Annotated in this window: 13 protein-coding genes; 3 read left to right on the forward strand and 10 right to left on the reverse strand. The window is 66.8% G+C overall.

Annotated elements, in window-relative coordinates; translation table 11 throughout:
- Nucleotides 1–197: 197 nt before the first annotated feature.
- Nucleotides 198–1517 carry a pyridoxal-dependent decarboxylase gene (locus tag JRI60_RS07445; RefSeq protein WP_204225152.1) on the forward strand — a complete coding sequence of 440 codons (1320 nt, stop codon included), beginning with the start codon at nt 198–200 and terminating at the stop codon, nt 1515–1517.
- 21 nt (nt 1518–1538) lie between these two features.
- Here JRI60_RS07445 and JRI60_RS07450 read toward each other — a convergent pair whose 3' ends face one another.
- Nucleotides 1539–1949, reverse strand: coding sequence for a hypothetical protein (locus JRI60_RS07450; RefSeq protein ID WP_204225153.1), 411 nt, complete (start codon nt 1947–1949; stop codon nt 1539–1541).
- Nucleotides 1950–2056: 107 nt separating this feature from the next.
- Here JRI60_RS07450 and JRI60_RS07455 point away from each other — a divergent pair, with 107 nt between their 5' ends.
- Nucleotides 2057–3340: a TIGR04013 family B12-binding domain/radical SAM domain-containing protein gene (locus tag JRI60_RS07455; RefSeq protein WP_204225154.1), complete on the forward strand. Its 1284-nt coding sequence runs from the start codon at nt 2057–2059 to the stop codon at nt 3338–3340.
- Here the strand turns inward: JRI60_RS07455 and JRI60_RS55060 are convergent.
- The 3 genes from JRI60_RS55060 to JRI60_RS07470 all read right to left on the reverse strand — a co-directional run bounded on the left by JRI60_RS55060 (nt 3257) and on the right by JRI60_RS07470 (nt 6591).
- Nucleotides 3257–3751, reverse strand: a complete 495-nt coding sequence (locus JRI60_RS55060) for a biotin/lipoyl-binding protein (protein ID WP_204225155.1) — start codon at nt 3749–3751, stop codon at nt 3257–3259. The two genes, JRI60_RS07455 and JRI60_RS55060, sit on opposite strands and share 84 nt — an antisense overlap.
- 151 nt (nt 3752–3902) lie before the next feature.
- The gene (locus JRI60_RS07465) at nt 3903–5360 is read right to left on the reverse strand and encodes a DHA2 family efflux MFS transporter permease subunit (RefSeq protein ID WP_204225156.1); all 1458 of its coding nucleotides are present in this window, start codon (nt 5358–5360) and stop codon (nt 3903–3905) included.
- A gap of 43 nt (nt 5361–5403) precedes the next feature.
- Nucleotides 5404–6591 carry a peptidogalycan biosysnthesis protein gene (locus JRI60_RS07470; RefSeq protein WP_204225157.1) on the reverse strand — a complete coding sequence of 396 codons (1188 nt, stop codon included), beginning with the start codon at nt 6589–6591 and terminating at the stop codon, nt 5404–5406.
- Between the two features lie 266 nt (nt 6592–6857).
- Between JRI60_RS07470 and JRI60_RS07475 the strand changes: the two genes are divergently transcribed.
- A complete protein-coding gene (locus tag JRI60_RS07475) occupies nt 6858–7568 on the forward strand; it encodes a TenA family transcriptional regulator (protein ID WP_204225158.1) in 711 nt (236 codons plus the stop codon).
- A gap of 237 nt (nt 7569–7805) precedes the next feature.
- Here the strand turns inward: JRI60_RS07475 and JRI60_RS07480 are convergent, their stop codons facing one another.
- From JRI60_RS07480 to JRI60_RS07505, 6 genes are all read right to left on the reverse strand, one after another.
- Nucleotides 7806–8678, reverse strand: a complete 873-nt coding sequence (locus tag JRI60_RS07480) for an alpha/beta fold hydrolase (RefSeq protein ID WP_204225159.1) — start codon at nt 8676–8678, stop codon at nt 7806–7808.
- A 24-nt stretch (nt 8679–8702) separates the two neighbouring features.
- Nucleotides 8703–9803 carry an acyl-CoA dehydrogenase family protein gene (locus JRI60_RS07485; RefSeq protein WP_204225160.1) on the reverse strand — a complete coding sequence of 367 codons (1101 nt, stop codon included), beginning with the start codon at nt 9801–9803 and terminating at the stop codon, nt 8703–8705.
- A 36-nt stretch (nt 9804–9839) separates the two neighbouring features.
- Complete coding sequence (locus tag JRI60_RS07490; RefSeq protein ID WP_204225161.1) at nt 9840–10949, reverse strand: SDR family oxidoreductase; 1110 nt, start codon at nt 10947–10949, stop codon at nt 9840–9842.
- A 2-nt stretch (nt 10950–10951) separates the two neighbouring features.
- Complete coding sequence (locus JRI60_RS07495; RefSeq protein ID WP_204225162.1) at nt 10952–11884, reverse strand: hypothetical protein; 933 nt, start codon at nt 11882–11884, stop codon at nt 10952–10954.
- Between the two features lie 131 nt (nt 11885–12015).
- Nucleotides 12016–12480 (reverse strand): hypothetical protein, encoded by a 465-nt coding sequence (locus tag JRI60_RS07500; RefSeq protein ID WP_204225163.1) that lies wholly within the window; start codon nt 12478–12480, stop codon nt 12016–12018.
- A 25-nt stretch (nt 12481–12505) separates the two neighbouring features.
- Complete coding sequence (locus JRI60_RS07505) at nt 12506–17215, reverse strand: aminotransferase class III-fold pyridoxal phosphate-dependent enzyme (protein ID WP_204225164.1); 4710 nt, start codon at nt 17213–17215, stop codon at nt 12506–12508.
- Between the last annotated feature and the right edge of the window lie 72 nt (nt 17216–17287).

A 17287-nucleotide genomic window follows, 5' to 3' on the forward strand; every position in this document is an offset into this window, starting at 1 on the left:
GCTGCTGAGGGTAGTCCACCTACATCGGGCCCATGCAAGTGATTCAGGGCCTCTCATTCCCTGAGGGAATGACGGGGAGTGCGAGGCATGGCGAAGATGGGTGACGCGCGGAGTGCGGCCCCATTAGGACCGCGCTGGGTGTCGATCATTCGTCACTCGACAGGAGATCACCCGGCCGGTAGATGCGCCGCCACATCATGAGCTCTTCCATCCACGTCCTGGAGCATCTGTTTTCCGCGGAGGGTTTCACGCCTGAGCAGAGGCGGCTGTGGCTGGTCGCGCTGGAGCGGCTGCTCGTCCCGGCGGGCGTGGGGCATGAGTCGGCGGTGCTCGCGGAGAAATGGGGGCGGATGAGCGCGCTGGATGATGGGCGCCGAGTGGACCCGCGCGAGCTGCCCGTGAGGGGCGAGAGCCTGGACGTGGTGGTGGAGCAGTTGCTGTTCCTGATGAAGGGGGCGCCGTCCGGGGTGAACCTGCCCGGGCTGCTCGGCGCGGTGTCCGCGGTGCTCGCGAGCGGTGGTGGGGCGCGGCAGGAGGAGGGCCTGCTGGCGGATGAGGCGCAGTCGCGCGTCGTCGCCATGGTGGCGCGGGTGGTGGGCTACGACGCCGAGCGGAGTCAGGGCTTCACCGTCTGGGGTGCGCGCGCGGCGGTGCTGGCGGGGTTGCGCATGGCCATCGCGAGGCAGGCTCCCACGGCCCGGAGGAAGGGCGTGCCGCGCAACCTCTACTGCTTCGCCTCGGAGGCGGGGCACGAGGCCCTGAGCGAGGCGGTGGAGACCACGGGGATTGGGGGCTACCACCTCATCCGCGTGAGGACGCGCAAGGATGGCGCGATGGATCCGTCGGATCTGCACGACAAGATGCGGGCCGTTGCTTGCGGTGGGGACGTGCCCGCCTATGTGGTGGCGACCACCGGCAGCGAGGGCGCGTGCGCCCTGGATGACCTGCAGGAGCTGCGTGAGGTGGCGGACAGCCTCACCACACGCCATGGGCTGAGGCCCGTGCACCTCCATGCGGACGCGGCGTGGGGCGGGCTCTATGGCGTCTTCAACGACTATGACTTCCAGGCCAACCCGCTCGGCTTCGAGCCCCTGGTGTTGGAGGCGCTCGCGCACATCCGGACGCGGGTGCGGCACCTGCACCTGGCGGATTCGGTGGGGCTCGACTTCCGGTGGCTGGGGCGGGCCTCGTACCCGGCGGGCCTCTTCCTGCTGAGGGATGGGGTGGATCTGCACTCGGTGGGACTGCGAGCGCTGGAGACGGGAGGCGCGCTGGCCCTGCACGCGCAGCTGCGCGCCTTGGGGCTCGATGGCCACCGCCGGCTGCTGGCCGACGTGCTCCGGAGCGAGCGCGTCATCCGCCGCGGCCTGGGGCTGGGCCTGTCCGGTGTCTCCGCGGGTGCCGAGACACGGCGCCGGAGTGGTACGGATCAGGTCGCGAACCAGGCCTCCGGCCTCCCGCTGGAGGTGATGACCTTCTCCGGCGCGCGTGCGCCCCTGGCTCGGCCGCGGAACTGAGGGGCCGGGGCGAGAGGGCTCTCAGGCCACGTGCACCTGTTCCTTGCGTTTGCGCTCGTAGAGGGCGCGCGCCTCCGCCTCGGTGTTGGCGAAGAGGAAGTCGAGGTGCGACTTGCCGGTGACGTAGATGGCGATGGCCATGGCCTTGGTGGCGGCCTTCTGCACGAAGCCCGCGCCGACGTACACCACGCCGAGGAGCCACTCGGTGCGCAGGTTCTGGATGAAGTGCTCGCGGGCCTTCTTGTCGAGCTCGGACTCGGCGACGTCCACGATGAGGAAGAAGGGCTGCTGCGAGCCCAGCTCGCGGTAGATGGCGGTGGTGCGCCGGGCCTCCTCGAGGCTGGTGAGGCCGGAGTACTTCGCGACGACCAGGTCAGGAGGTTCGAAGCGCACTCGGTTGGTGCCGAACATCCACTCGCGGTGAGCCGTCATGATCGGACCTCCAGGGAGGATGCGACCAGTCTAGCGAGGGTTGGTCCGCCCGCGAGGGGTGCGACAATGGCTCTGTCGGCTGGTGGAGCGTGTTAATTTTCGACGAGATGTCCTCCACCAAGAACAAGGTCGCGCTCGTCCTGAGCTACCAGTACCCGGGCAAGTACGCGCTCACCGTCCTCGCGGGGGCGGTGGAGGCGGACGCGGTGGGGCGGGACGTGGCCCTGCGCTTCCCCAGAGACCGGGAGTCGCTGCTGACGGCGGTGCGCCAGTGCCACGATGAGGGGTACCGGGTGGTGGTGGCGTGGTCGTTCTACTCGGCGAGCTTCCCCGGAGCGGTCGAGGAGCTGGCGTGGCTGCGTGAGCGGCTGGAGGGCCGCGAGGTGCTGTGCATCGCGGGCGGGGTGCACGCCACGGCGGAGACGGAGCAGACGCTGCGAGCGGGCTTCGATCTGGTGGCGGTGGGCGAAGGCGAGCCGGTGTTGTTGGAGCTGCTCGGCCGGCTGGTGCGCGGCGAGGACCCGAGACAGACGCGGGGCATGGCCCGGTTGGTGGAGGGGCGGATGGTGCCGCAGGGGCGGAGCGAGGGCGTGGTGCTGGACACGTACCCGCCGTTCGCGGCGGGGCACGCGAAGTTCGGGGCGATCGAGATTACACGGGGCTGCATCTACGCGTGCCGGTTCTGCCAGACGCCCTTCATGAGCAAGGCGCGCTTCCGGCACCGGAGCGTGGAGAACATCGCGCACTGGACGCGGGTGTTGAGGAAGGCGGGCAAGCGGGACGTGCGCTTCATCACGCCGACGTCCATGTCGTACGGCTCGCCGGACGAGTCGGTGAATCTGGAGGCACTGGAGCGGCTGCTGGCGGCGGTGCGCGAGGCGATGGGCCCGGAGGGGCGGGTGTTCTACGGGACCTTCCCCTCGGAGGTGAGACCGGAGCACGTGACGCCCGAGGCGTTGGCGCTGCTCAAGCGCTACGTGGACAACGACAACCTCATCATCGGAGGGCAGTCGGGGAGCGAGCGGATTCTCCAGGCGAGTCACCGGGGGCACGACGTGGAGACGGTGGTGAGGGCGGCGAGCCTGGCGGTGGAGGCGGGGTTCGTGCCGAACGTGGACTTCATCCTCGGGCTGCCGGGCGAGGCGCCGGAGGACGTGAGGGCGACGCTGGAGCTGATGAAGCGGCTGGCGGACCTGGGGGCGAAGGTGCACGGGCACACGTTCATGCCGCTGCCGGGGACGCCGTACCGGGATGCGGCGCCGGGCGCGGTGGACGACGAGACGCGGAGGGAACTGGACCGGCTGGCCTCACAGGGCCGGCTCTACGGTCACTGGAAGCAGCAGGTCAAACTGGCGAACGGAATCGCGGAAAGACGCCAACCCAGACGCTAACCACCCATCCCCCACCCACCCCTCTCCCTCCGGGAGAGGGACGGGGTGAGGGTATCCGTTCCCGTCCAGCAGGGGAGCGCGGGTTGCGCGCTCCAGTGTCGGCGTGTCGATGAGGGCGAGCAATTGATCCTTCTCTACGACATCGCCCTCCCGCACCAGGAGGCGCATGAGCGGCCCAGCGGCCCGCGCCCGGATGTCGACCCGGTCCTTCGCCGCGACGGTCCCGTTGGCATGGACCGCTTCGACCGCCATGCCCCGCACCACCTGGACGGCGACCAGCCGCCGAGGGTGCAGCCTCCAGTAGAGGAGCCCTCCCGCCAGGATGACCCACCTTCCTCGCGGCCTGCGCTTCCATACAGCGACGCGGGCCGGCTGAGGGACATCGATGGGCAGAGCGTTGGGCATATCCATGGTCTTGGCCTGTCACGGGTGGGGGGACGCCGCGCCTGCCTTTCCGCCGGGAGCGGCCCACCTGGAACAGGAGCTGCCCCGGACCCGCTGCAATACCCCCTACGAAATCCGCTCCGGGGGCGATGAAGTGGTTGTACGTGGCCGTGGATGGCTATTCTCCGCGTGAATCCCCATGTGCCTTGCCTCCAAGGGCAAGGCTGACCAGGCCGGCGGCAAGTGAGATGAGGCCCATGAAGATCCAGCCCGCGCGGAACTGCATCTCCGCCGGCTCTCCCGTCGACGGCCGGCTGAGCAGGACGATCAAGATGGCCACGCCAAGGACCCCTCCCAACTGGCGGCTCGTCACGTTCACTGCGCTGCCGACGGCAAAGCGCGCCGGCGGCAGCGCCAACATGGAGGCGCTGGAGAGCGTCGGGAAGGCCATCCCGACGCCTGCACCCATGAGCAACGAGCCAGGGAGCCAATGCCTGACGTAGGCCACCTCGGGGCCAACGCGCAGAATGAGCCAGGCGGCGCCGACCGCGAACACGACCGTGCCGGTCACCACAATCCAGCGGTGGCCGAAGCGATCCGCCAGCACTCCGGCTGGCCCTGCGACGACCGCGGCGGCGATCGGCGTTGTCGTGATGGCCAGCCCCGCGGTCAGCGGCGGGTAGTGCCAGACCGAGGTAAGGAACAGGACGTACCCGAGCAGAGCGGAGAAGAACGCCGCGGAGAACAACAGGGTCGCGAGGTTGGCGATCGTGAAGGAGCGTATCCGGAAGAGCGAGAGATCGAGCACGGGAGACGGGTGCCGCGCGCAGCGCCAGATCAGCAGCGGAAACAGCCCTATCACGCCTGCCAACGAGGCGAGCCGGCGCGGGTCGAACCAGGGATATGCGGCGCCCTGGATGATCCACAGCGCGAACAGGCCCACCGTCGCGATGGCGGCCAGCACGCCGACCAGATCGGGCCAGTGCACGGCGTCCGGGTCACGGGACTCGTCGAGGACCTTGCGGCCCCACAGCCACGCGAAGAGCCCCACGGGCAGGTTGATGAAGAAGGCCCAGCGCCAGTTGGCCCATTCGAGTAGAGCGCTCCCCAGGATGGGCCCCAGTGCCGAGGCGAGCGCCGCGATGGCGCCCCATAACCCGATCGCAGTGGCGCGCCGCGAGACCTCGAACGCGGGAAGGAGCAACGCCAGCGATGCGGGGATGAGCGCCGCCGCCCCGATCGCCTGAAGGGCCCTGGCCGCGATGAGCAGTGATGCCGTCGGCGCGAGACCGCAGAGCCCCGATGCCAACGTGAAGAGGTTCAGCCCGATGAAGAAGACCCGGCGCCGCCCGACGAGATCCGCCACGCGACCCGCGCTGACCAGCAGCGCGGCGAACACGATGAAGTAGGCGTTGAGCACCCAGGACAGGGCCACCTGCGTCGTGCCGGGAAAGGTGCTTTGTATCGCCGGGAAGGCGACGTTGACGATCGTCGTGTCCAGGGAGACCATGAACACGCCGAGCGACGTGATCAGCAGAACCCTCCGCCGCTGGCTGCGCGCGGTGCGGACCCTGGGCCCGCTCACGGAGGCCGCGACAGGGGAGCCAAACGTTGTCTCAAGGCTGGGATGCTTCACCGGTTCCCTCCAGCGCCAGGACGTCTCCTCGACGTCCAATGAATCAGCCACGGCTGCACGCCTGGCGCCACTTGCCTCGTGGATTCCTGAACAAGGATTTAGCTGGCGCATCAGCGCTCGCTTCCATCTGCTTGTGGACTTGCTGGGTGCGATAGCGGTTCATCCACGCCCGCTGCAGCGGCAAGCTCAACCGAACGCCCAGATTGTACCCCTTCACGTAGATGAACTGGTCCTCCAGGCGGCCTCCCATCCTCACCTTCGGCGTGTACGTTGTCTGGCCGAGGTATGAGAGGGGAATCCCGCGTTCGATGGCGCGGATGATACAATAGTAGTTCAAGACATTATAGATGACCGGGCTCTCCTCATCCGTGTAGTCGATGCCGATCCTCTTGTTCAGCTGTTGCTCCGCGTTGTAGAGGACGAGGTAGGCGCCGACGATGCGGGAGCCCTTCTCGCAAAGGACCATCTCGGAGCTCGGGGGGTGGGCGCGGCCGCACTCGACGAAGAACTGAGGAGGGAGCTCTTCCAGCTTGAACTGAGCCTTCATGTATGTGGCTCGGAAGAGCGGGTACACGTCAGGGATGAGGGAGGCGAAGTCCGTCACCACGCGCAGGGTGAAGTTCTTGCCCACCTTGCGGAGCGTCCGCCGAGCGTGGCTGCGCCCGTTCGTGCTCAGGCTCTGGATGTAGTCATCCGACGACTTGAAGTGGGTATCGATCCTCACTGTCGGCAGTGAGTAGCATTCGACGAAGCCGGCGGCGCGCACGCGCACGCGGCCCGGGAAATCCTGGTGCAGATCCTTCAGGAAGCAGACCTGGACCTTCTCCTCCCGGGCCAGGGCGTCAATCTCCCGGATCATCAATTCGATGACCGCGTCGTGGTCGCAATCAGGGTGGAGCGGGATGAAGCCCCGGTCCGAGACGAGAGAGCCGACCACCGCGATCTTGTAAGCGGCGGCGAGGCCCAGACGGTCGACGAGTGCCGGATAGCCGGTCTGAACCAGGGTCGGCATGGCGGCGGTGAACGCGATGTTCGTTCCGATATTGACCGGAATGAACGCCAGGACCCTTCCCCCCTCTTCGATGCTGAGATAGCGGATCTTGAGGTCTCCCCATAGCGAACGCTCGAGCGCCCGCAAGAGGCCGTACGAGAAATCGATCGGCGAGCCCTGCAGCGGGGCGATCCGGTCCGGACCGATCTCATCGATTGACTGGTACACTGCGCAATGCATGAAGCGGCCTCTTTCCAATCCGTTGCAGGAGCGCTGTCGTCTGCCTGCTGTATGGGTGAGCGCGGGCGCTGCACCGCCCAGGAAAACCTAACCTGCGTCCCCGGTCGCCGCTCCGCAAAATGGATCCACGCCATGTCGTGAGCCCGGTAGCGGTTCTAGATTGTGCGAGGAAGAGGGATTTTCGGCGAGTAAAAACATGTTGCCAATATGAGGGCCCATTTGGGAATCGCCGCCTGCTGTGTTTCAAGGACGAAGGAGTGGTGTCAATGGAAGCGGATCTTGGCACGAGCAGCGCTGTGGTGACGTTCGCCGATGAGCTCGCGGCGTACATCCAGCCTTTCCGGCAGGCAGTGATCAACTGCTCCTTCCTGAGGCAAGCCGCGACGGGCTCGCTCTCGCTCAGGCATTGCCGCGCGTGGGTCTCGCAGCAGTACCATTACGTCAATCAGTTCCCGGCGTGGCTGGGCATGCTGCTGCGCAAGGTCGACAACCCCGAGTGCCGGGACGCTCTCATGATCAATCTCTACGAGGAGCGCACCCACCCGAAGCTCTGGATGCGCTTCGCAACAGCCTGGGGCTTGTCGGAAGAGCAGATCGTGACCACCGAGCTATGTCCCGAGATGCAGGCGCTCAACGACTACCTCAGCCGGCTCGCGTTCGACGGGCACGTCGCCGAGGCCGGAGCGGCGCTGTGCATGGGCCTGGAGGGCATCTCCAAGAACATCATCGAGTCCGTCGGCCCCGCCCTCTTCCAATACTACAACGGGCGCGAAGGCGTGGCGCTCGACAAATCCTCGCTGGCGTGGCTGACGGTGCACTCCGACGTCGACCCGCAGCACGTCCACGAGGGCGCGCTCCTGGTCAATCGCTATGCCACGACCCCCTCGGTGCAGGCCAAAGCGAAGTTCGCCGCTCGTCGCGCGCTCGAGTTCCTCCAGTTGGGGTTCGACGGTGTTCATCGCCGCTACGGCGCCTGACGAGCGCGGGGGAGGGCTGTCGAAATCGGAGGTGTATGCGATAACGAAGATGAAATGATTTAGATCTGGTGCCGCGGCATGCGGCTTTACTGGATTGATCCTCTTCTTGTGCGGCACCGTGGGAATCAAAACCGGCCGCGGTCCCGCCTGGCCAGCGCGGTCTCGTACCAAGGTCGCCCCGATGTAGATGAGGAGCGCCGCGGGGAGGTAGATCATGGTCACATCCTTGAGCCCGCCTCACGCCGACTTCCCGAGCTTCTCGAGAAACCACTTCGCTGTCTCCTCCCAGGTCGGTTGCGATCGGTGGCTCAACACAAGCGACATGTGTGTCGCGGCTGAGACGCTCTTGAGAGTGTGGTCGGGGACGGGCGCCAGGTAGCGCTCGCAGCACTCTCTGAGACAGAGGAGGTCGTCCTTCTCGCCAACATAGGCCAGCACCGGCTGCCGGACCCGGGCTCGACCGGCCAGGTAATCGGCGCCATCGGATTCGCGGAGGCAGCGGTCGGTCGCTGCCCAGCGATTGAAGTCGGCGACGAGCCCGAGCGCTTCATCGTCGGTGCCTGTGCGCATGAGGCGGGCGGGGTAATGGCCAACCGTCCGGCTCACCAGGAGCCAGAGGGCCAGCAGGGTGCGCTTCTTGAACCAGCGCAGACGGGAGGGGTCGAAGCTTGGCACCCACACATTCGCCGCATAGAGCACGAGCGCGTCCACGGGGGCGTCCGGGTGCTGGCCAAGCCAGTGCAGGGCGGCATGCCCGGCCAAGCTGTGTCCGAGGACGCCGAGCCGGAGATCGGGGTGGCGGGCGCGCGCCCATGCCACCACGGCAGGCAGGTCGTGGTTGACGAGATCGTCGTAGGTCCACCGGCCGCCCGCCCCAGCAGTGGCGCCGCTCTGGCCGTGCCCACGGAAGTCGAATGTGTAGACATGCAGCCCAGCCATGGCGAGCGCGCTGGCGAGCCCCTTGCCCGGCGGACGGTCGAGGGTCGATCGGTTGCACATCATCGCGTGACCCAGGACGACCACGCCGCGCGCATCACCGATCGCGGGAAACTCGGAGGCCGCCAGCATGAAGTCGCTCGTCGTGCGGATCCGATGTACTTGCTCGTTCATGAATAACTCCACACTTCTACAATTCTACAGCTTATTGAGCGGCTCACCGGCAAGGTAACCCGCGAGCGCGGCGCCGCTGCTGAGCCGCGATGGCGGATGGAACGCCAGCGCGCGGGAGGCCCCCATGAGGTAAGCCACCTCGGGCGAGCTGATGAATGCCATTCCACCCAACACCTCGGCCGCGAGCATGGTCGCCCGTTCGATGGCCGACTGCACTGCATAGCGCACGAGGAGCGCCCGGGGCAGGAGCTCCGGCTTGGGCTCGCCCATCATCGAGCGCGCGACGCTCTCGAGCGCCTCCATTGCCGCCTCGACCTCGATCCCCAGGAGGGTCCGCTCCGTGGCCCCGCCCTTGCCGGCGACGATGACGCGCTCGACCAGGCCGCTGGCGGTGCCGAGGTAGGAAGCTGTGACGAGCAGCTGGAACCACAGGTAGCCTGCGACTTCGACCGAATCGAGGTGGTCCTCGGCGTCCGGAAAGAACAGGCAATCCCCGGGGATCGGCACGTCGTTGAGGATCACCTCGTCGCTCTCGGCGCCCGTGATGACAGAGCTCCGCCAGAACGGTCGGCGCTCGAGGCCAGGAGAGTCCGCGGGGACGAGCACGACCGCCCTGCGCGAGCCCCCGCCCGAGGGATTCTGGATCATGACGCTCGCGCTCAGCAGATCCATCGAGTACGTGAGCGAGCACGGCTTCTTGCTTCCGCTGATGAGATAGCCCCCGTCGGGCGTCGCCCGTGCCTGCATCGTCGCGGCGAGGATGTGCGCGCCGCTGCGGCCCTCGGCGAAGCCCGAGGCCATGAACAGGTTGTCCTCCGCGATGGCGGAGAGCACGGCGGCGCCCGAATCATCGGCACCAAAGACGCCAAACTCCACCAGCGTCGCGATCGAGAAGTTGTGCATGGTCGCCACCACCGCCAGAGAGGGTGAGCGGCTTCCGAGGGCGCGTTGAACGCGCACGGCCTGCAGCGGAGTGGCTCCTTTGCCGCCCAGGTCGCGTGGGATGACGAGGGCAGGCCCTCCGGCCGCCCGGAACAGGCTGATGCAGGGATTGCCCGGGCGCTCCAGCTCCGCCAGGGGAATCGCCGCCAGTGTTTCATCCAGGCCGGGAAGCAACTCGGCCAACGTTGCTCGTTCTCTCTCCAAGAGGCCCATGGATGTTCACCTTTCAATCACAGCATGAGGTCCACCCGGGATGAGCCTCATGGCGATCGAGCGCGCGGAGACGGCGTCAAGGACCCGTGCCAGGAACGCGTCGGGAGGCGGACAGGTGACGCCGAGCGGCTCAAGCAGGTTCCTGGCCAGAAAACCGTCGAACACGCTTCGCTGGTGGAGGTAGGGCTTGAGTGAGCTCCAGCGACCGGGAAACGCCGCCACCCGGCCGAAGCTCAAGCGGCTGAGCAGCCGCGCTAGGGACGCCAGGAGTGGAGGCAGAAACCCGAGCTGGGCGGTGCGGCAACGGGTCTGCACCATCTCGACCAGCTCCCGCAGCGTCCAGGACTTCTCCCAGCCTGCGACGAGGTGGCACGTCCTTCCGGCGGCCCCCGGGTGGTCTGCCAGGGCCACCGCTCCCTCGGCCAGATACTCCATGGGAATGACGTCCACGCGGATGCGCGGATCCCCCGAGACCAGGATTCGCCACCCGCCGAGCAACGATTGAATGACGGATTCGAGCGTCATCGTCCCCGCGGTGACTCCGCGCTGGGGCCCGCCCAGGGCCAGGCTTCGCCTGACCACGGTGACCCGCCCGGAGATGGAGGAGTCCCGTAGAAGGCGCTCCGCCTCGTGTTTGCTCTGCTCGTAGGCGTTGTAGAAGCCCTGCCCGCAATCCAGATCGAACTCCGTGAACAGGCCCCTCTTCGTCCCCGCGACCCAAGTGGTCGACAAGTGGACGAGCCGGGCGCCGCGAGCCTTCTCGAGCAGCGCGATCAAGGTGCGCACCGGCTGGACGTTCCCCTCCCGCGCCTTCTCGAGGTCCTGGTCGATTTCAGCTCGCTCGGCGCAGTGGAAGATGGTGTCGACGGTGGCGCAGAGATCGTCGAACGCCCATTCGTCCAGCCCGAGCCGGGGAAGCCGCACGTCGCCCGAGAGAGGCAGCACCTCCTGGGCCTTCGCCGCCGCGGAGGAGCGGGCGCTTGCCAGGGAGGGCGGCGGGCTCGCCACGCCCTGCGAGAGCAGGTAGATGCGGGCGATGTCGTGCCTCTCCACCAGGAGCTCGAGGACTTGAGCTCCCACGGCGTTGGAGGCGCCGGTGAGCAGTACGTTTTTCATGCTCATCCCTTGAAGGATATGGATGAAAAGCCCTGGCCGGCCGCATTGGCGGGCATGAGCCCCATGTAGGCGAGCCGTGTCCTCTGCATCGCGCCCGCCCATTCCATCTGGAGCTCGAGTCGCTCCTCCACACCGGTGTCGATAAGCCGCCTGCCCCGGACGATCTCGTAGTCCTTGAGGAACTCCGCGTGCTCCTGGATCCCCTGCTGAAACAACACTTCGCGACGCACGATGACATCGCGGATCGGCACCGTCTTCCAGAGTTCCATCCCCTGGCCGACCAGGGCGAGGAGGCGGGGGCGATCCTCCGGGTGCTTCAGGAGGTGGTCTCGTATGATGGCGCTGCCGACGCAAAGATGGCGGACCTCGTCGATGTTGGCGCCTCGGGCGGTCTGCGCTGCCGGCGGGTCGAGGAGCCTCCACTTGCGCTCGCTCAACTCCGACGCGGGGGCGAGCACACCCTCCACGATGACGGTCAACATCAGGACGCCGACGATGAAATCGTCCCGCCCTCCCACCGTGTCGAGGGCGAACTTCTCGAGCGGCACGAGCACGCTGTCGCGCTTGTCCCCCACGAATTCATCGATGAGCTTGGGGACGTCACTCTCCGCGATACCCAGATCGACAAGGTGACGGCGGAACACCGCGGCGTGGCGCGCCTCGTCGAGCAATTGTGTGGCGTAGAAGTCCATCGTGGCCGCGGTCGGCGCCGTGCGGACAAGATGAGTGATCGCGCGCGTGCCCATCTCCTCGGAGACGGTTCGAAAGGCGAACTCTTCCAGGATGGCGGACCGCAGCGGGCCAGGTTCAAGGAGGTATGGAGGGACGGTTGCGTCGGGCAGATGCCCATGAACCTGGCCGAGCAGCGTCCCCTGGACCACCGCCTGCAGCCAGTATTCCATGCCGCACTCGTCCGGAGTGAGCTCCAGCTTCATGGACCCTTCGAGGAGGTCGGGCGCTGCCTCCCAGTCAGTCTCGTTGCCGGTGGATATATTCATGAAGAAAACACCTCTTTCTTGTATCCAATGACAGGCGAGCGGTCTCCGATCGGCAGGCTCGCCGCCGTCTACCACCGTCCCTTTTTCTTGTACTCAGCCAGGAACCGTTGGAAGTCCTTGAAGGTTACTGGCTCGAACGAGAGCCCGAGGGGCTTGTAGATGTTGCCAAAGAGCGCTCGATCCCCGCAGAGGTGAATGGGGGCGGCGAGCATCGCCCACTCCCAGCCACCGTGAAGCACGACCCACACCAGCGTCACGACCACGTTGGTCCCGACGCTGTGGCAGGTGTTGTAAAGAAAATAAAATATCGGGTGGATGCTGCGGTGCTCACCGGAGCGGCGCAAGTAGTAGACGTAATAGGCTGGGAGCACGCCCACCAGATCGATCCAGGCAAAGGCGATCACGAACGGCAACCACCGCACCTCCCTCGCGTGGACCAGCACCAGCGTGCTGCAGAAGATGAGGAGGACGAGGTAATCCAGGCGCACCAGATTGTAGGTCGCTCGGGTATGAAATGTATTGTGCTTGTCCATGCGAGCTCCAATCTGAGTTTGAATCTCAGGGATGGCTGTTGGCGACCTTCGGGGGCCATGTCGTGCGCGTCAAGGCGGCAACCTTGAATCCATGCAGATCGGCGAGCTGGCGCATGAGCCTGAGCCCCGCCACGTCGATGTTCGCGCCGAGGCTCATGTGGGCGTACCGCTGCTCCAGGGCCAGCATCATCGTCTCGGCCATGCACGCATAGGTCAGGCCCGGATCCAGATCGAAGCTCCCGATGTCGGGCCTCCCTGGGATCTCGATCACGCCGCCGTCGATGACCAGGACGTCGGGCCGCGCCTCCTGGACCTCCCGGCCCACATTCCTCGGACGAGAGAGATCGCACACCAGCGCGTTCTGTCCCAGGTGGTGGGGCTTCACGAGGGCTGTGGTGGCGTTCGTGGCGAGGATCACGACATCCGCGAGCGGGAGGACCTCGCCCATGCCGTAGGCAACCAGGAAGAGGCCATCACGCTCCATCTGCTCTGCCATGACCGTGAGCTCTTCTTGCGACAAGTCGGGGGACCGCAGGAGTCCTGAGGTCAGCATCCTGTGCGCCAGAGTGCCTCTGCGAAACACGACGTTGCGGCTCGCCTCGACGGCGAGGTAGCGGCACGCCTCCCCGGCGACGCGGAGGAGCTGGCTCCGGCTATGCTCCTTGCCGTGGAGCGGGTTGCCAATGAGGATCAGCAGGGAGGCGTCCTCCGCCATGAGGATCGCCGTGGCGCGTCCGATCGCGCCGGCAGCGCCGACAACAGCCACGGCCGGCGCGGTGACCTCCGGGCGCCAGGTACGCTGAGCCAGGCGCACGCCCTCCAGCGCTGACACCGCGGTGAATGTGTTGCCGGTGGTCACGGCGACGTCGCTCTCCGCCACCGTCAAGCCACCGTGGGTCACGATCGACGTGAAGGCCCCCAGCCCGACGATTCGAGCCCCGCGCCCGCGAGCGAGCTCCACGGCGCCACGCACCTCCTTCGCGGCAGCCTCGCGAGGCATCGCCATCAGCTCGTCAGCGGTGCGCCTGACGAGGATGAACTCGCCATAGGCGGAGCGCCCACTCTTCGCCACGATCCGGGTCTCGCCCACGATCGCGGGCTTGCCCGTGCCGTGAACGATCTTGGCCGCGTTCTCCAGATCCGCGGCGCCAACCGTGGCCAGCGTGGAGTCGAAGCTGGCGTAGCTGCGCAGATCGAGTGGGTGCAGGATGAAGGCGAAGCGACCCTCGTCTGGGCGTGGCTGGATCGGCGCACGGGGCATGGTGCGCGCCATGACCTCCGGCGCGCTTCGCGGAGCTCTGCTCAGGATCGAGCCGAGGACCCGGCCCGTGTCTCCCGTGTCGAACACCGCGAGGGCCCGCTCGAGCGCGCCGAGCACGACCTCACACTGCTGCCATGTGGCCGTGAGCGGAGGCTCGATGCGTAGGACGTCGGTGCTGTTCAGCGTCGGGGCGATGCGCACGCCCTCGACGTTGAGGAGATAGCTGGCGAAGATCGGCGCGAGGCCGCCCTCCTCGGCGGCGAGAGCGAGGATGCTCGACGGCCAGGTCCGACGATTGACGCCGAGCTGGATGCCGAGGAAATAGCCCCGCCCGCGGATCTGGCTGATCAACCTCGGATAGCGGCGCTGTAACTCGAGCAGCGCGCCCTTGAGCCGGGCTCCGTTCTCCGCGACCTGCTTGACCAGGGCGAAGTTGTCTCGCTCCAGGAGCTCGAGCGTGGCCAGCCCCGCCTCGCAGGCCAGCGTGCCTCCAGCGAACGTGGACGAATGCTTGAGCGCGAAATCCTCGCTGTAGGCTTCCTCCGAAGAAATGCAGGCGCCTATGGGAAACAGCCCCCCGCCGAGCGCCTTGGCCAGCGCCATTACGTCCGGCTCCACGCCTTCCGCGCTGCTCGCGAAGAGCGTCCCCGTCCGGCCGAGCCCGGTCTGGACCTCGTCGAAGACCAGGAGCACCCCCGCCTCCCGGCAGAGCTTCTTGGCTGCGGCGAGATAGCCGACCGGCGGTTCGACAATGCCCCCCTCGCCTTGAATCGGCTCCACGACGAAAGCCGCATAATAGGCGGGCCTCTCCAGGAGAGCGTCCCGGAGCGCCTCGATATCCCCGAAGGGTATGCCGTGGAAGAACGGTACCGGCGCGCCGAAGTTGTGCTGGTATCTGGCGTTCCCGGTGGCGGACAGCGCGCCCAGGGTCTTGCCGTGGAAGCTGCCGGCGGTGGACAGGATCCCGAGGCGCCCCGTGTTGGTGCGGCACAGCTTGATCGCGGCCTCCACCGCCTCGGTGCCGCTGTTGGCGAACGTGACGTACCGCAGCCCCGAGGGTGCCACGCCGATGAGGCGGCGTGCCAACTCTCCCGCGGAGGCGAGCAGCGAGGGCTGGACGAAGCCGGGCTTCTCGCTCTCCCTGGCCGCGAGCAGCGCCGCCCAGAGCTCCTTCGGGTTGTGGCCAAAGGGAAGCGCGCCGTACGAGGCCACGAAATCGAGGTAGTGCCGTCCCTCCGCGTCATACAGGTCACAGCCCGAGCCGCGGACGAAGCTCTTGTCGAGCTTGAACCGCTCGAGGAGCTTGCTCAGGTACGGATTGAGGTACTCTGTATAGGGATGCCGGCGCGCCTCGGACGGGGCGAGCTCCCGGGTGTGATGGTGAGGGCGCCCCATCGAGACCGGCTCTCCCGCCAGATGGCGGGCCATGAGATCGATCGTCGGGAACTCCCAGATTAGCGTCGCCGGGATGGGGCGATCCAGAAAGGTCTCGAGCTCTCCGGCCAGCAGGGCCGCCTCCACCGAGTCGAGCCCGAGGTCTGTGAGGCGCGATGTGCGCTCGATGTGCGTCGTCGGAAGGCCGAAGCCATGGCTCACATAATCGATGAGCCATCGCTCGATCTCCGCTGCCGTCTTGCCCGCGGTGGTCGTGCCAACCTCTTCATTCCGCGGCGCCGGCTCCCGAGCGGCGGCCCCCGTCAGCGCGCTCCGCGCGATCTCGCTCAGCGTTCCGGCGAGGAATCCCTCTCGGCAGGCGCCCCGCTGGATCTTCCCGCTGGACGTCTTGGGGATGGTGCCCGGCATGATGAGCACGATGTTGTCGACCCGGATCTCGTGGACCTCGGCGATTGCTCGCTGGATCGCAAGCAGGGCCTCCTGGGTGTCCCCGTCTCCATCGACTCCCTTGGCAAGCTCCGCCACCACCACGAGCCGTTCAGACTCCGCTCCTTTCGGGTTCGTTCGTGGCTGGGATTCCAGGGAGAATGCGGCGCAGCAGCCGCGCCGGATCCGCGGATGGCAGCTCTCCACGGTCGCCTCGATGTCCTGAGGATGGTGGTTGCGGCCACGAATGATGACGAGATCCTTGAGCCGCCCGGAGACGATGAGCTCGCCGTCGTGGAGGAACCCGAGATCTCCGCTGCGCAGGAACTTCCGCCCGTCGTGGTGCGCCGGCGTTGAAACCAGCTCGGCATGGAACGTCGCGCTCGTCTCCTCGGAGCGGCCCCAGTAGCCTCGCGCCACACTCGGGCCCGAGATCCAGATCTCGCCGATCTCGTGCTCGCCGCAAAGGGTACCGGAGTCTGGGTTGACGACGACCACCTCGAACCCGGGGCCTGCGGCGCCGGAGCCGACGAGCTCGATGCGCTCCACTGCGTCAGGTGACACGGCGACGGCGCGCTTCTGCTCGTAGGCGGGCTTGCTGAAGGAGTGCACTCGAAAGCCAGTCTTCCTCGAGGCGCCCGTCACGAAGAGCGTAGCCTCCGCCAATCCATAGCAGGGGAAGAAAGCCTGGCGGTCGAACCCGCAGGAGCCAAACGTCTCCGCGAACACGTCGAGGGTCCGCTCGCGGATGGGCTCCGCGCCCACGAACGCCACTTCGAGACAACCGAGGTCGAGCGTGGCCCGCTGCTCCTCCGAGACCTTGCGGGAGCAAAGCTCGTACGCGAAGTTCGGTCCCCCGGTCACGGTGACGCGATGGCGCGAGATGGCGCTGAGCCAGGAAAAAGGACGGCGCATGAAGTGCATCGGAGACATCAGGACGAGCGGCGCGCCCACATAGATGGGGACGAGGATCGAGCCGATCAGCCCCATATCGTGGTAAGGCGGCAGCCAGCTGGCGACCCGATCTTTATCGCTCATGCCGAAGCAGCGGCGCATCACCTCCAGGTTCTCCACCAGGTTGCCGTGGGTCAGCATCACCCCTCTCGGGTCGCGCGTGGTCCCGGAGGTGTACTGCAGAAACGCCAACGACGACTCCGTCAACTCAGGCCCGACGTAGCTGCGCTCCGCGCCGTCGATCGAGTCGGTGGCGACCCACTGCGGCGCGCCGAACTCGTTGTCTCCGAGGAAGAGCTGCTCCGCCATGGCCAGGATTGACGATGTCGTGAGGGCCAGCGTCGGCTGTGAGTCCTTCAGGATGGACTTGAGCCGGGGCAGGGTTCGCTCGAGGCGAGTCGGGTCGGGTGGATACACCGGCACCGCGACCAGCCCGGCATAGAAGCAGCCAAAGAACGCGATGATATAATCCAGGCCCGCAGGATAAAGCAGGAGGGCCCGATCGCCGGGCGCGGCGAGGCCTTGCAGGATGGAAGCTGTCGCGCGCGCGCGCCGATCCAGCTCACCGTACGTGATATGCGCCTCCTGGCCGTCGCCTTCCTCGAGGAACGTGCACGCGACCCTGTCGACCTCGGTGAGGGCTCTGCGTTTGACGACATCGACCAGATTCTGCGTCGAATGAAAATCAGTCTGCATCATGGCCACTTGTTTCTGATCAGGCGTTTCTCATATCCAAACAGCCATGGCTGGGCGACCTGGGGCCATCGCCGA

The sequence above is a fragment of the Archangium violaceum genome (assembly GCF_016887565.1).
GTDB classification, from domain to species: domain Bacteria; phylum Myxococcota; class Myxococcia; order Myxococcales; family Myxococcaceae; genus Archangium; species Archangium violaceum_B.

Coding starts and splice junctions, on each gene's coding strand:
- JRI60_RS07490 (WP_204225161.1), bottom strand. CDS start 10,949: ATGAAAAACGTACTGCTCACCGGCGCCTCCAACGCCGTGGGAGCTCAA.
- JRI60_RS07445 (WP_204225152.1), top strand. CDS start 198: ATGAGCTCTTCCATCCACGTCCTGGAGCATCTGTTTTCCGCGGAGGGT.
- JRI60_RS07475 (WP_204225158.1), top strand. CDS start 6,858: ATGGAAGCGGATCTTGGCACGAGCAGCGCTGTGGTGACGTTCGCCGAT.
- JRI60_RS55060 (WP_204225155.1), bottom strand. CDS start 3,751: ATGGATATGCCCAACGCTCTGCCCATCGATGTCCCTCAGCCGGCCCGC.
- JRI60_RS07470 (WP_204225157.1), bottom strand. CDS start 6,591: ATGCATTGCGCAGTGTACCAGTCAATCGATGAGATCGGTCCGGACCGG.
- JRI60_RS07480 (WP_204225159.1), bottom strand. CDS start 8,678: ATGAACGAGCAAGTACATCGGATCCGCACGACGAGCGACTTCATGCTG.
- JRI60_RS07500 (WP_204225163.1), bottom strand. CDS start 12,480: ATGGACAAGCACAATACATTTCATACCCGAGCGACCTACAATCTGGTG.
- JRI60_RS07450 (WP_204225153.1), bottom strand. CDS start 1,949: ATGACGGCTCACCGCGAGTGGATGTTCGGCACCAACCGAGTGCGCTTC.
- JRI60_RS07505 (WP_204225164.1), bottom strand. CDS start 17,215: ATGATGCAGACTGATTTTCATTCGACGCAGAATCTGGTCGATGTCGTC.
- JRI60_RS07455 (WP_204225154.1), top strand. CDS start 2,057: ATGTCCTCCACCAAGAACAAGGTCGCGCTCGTCCTGAGCTACCAGTAC.
- JRI60_RS07495 (WP_204225162.1), bottom strand. CDS start 11,884: ATGAAGCTGGAGCTCACTCCGGACGAGTGCGGCATGGAATACTGGCTG.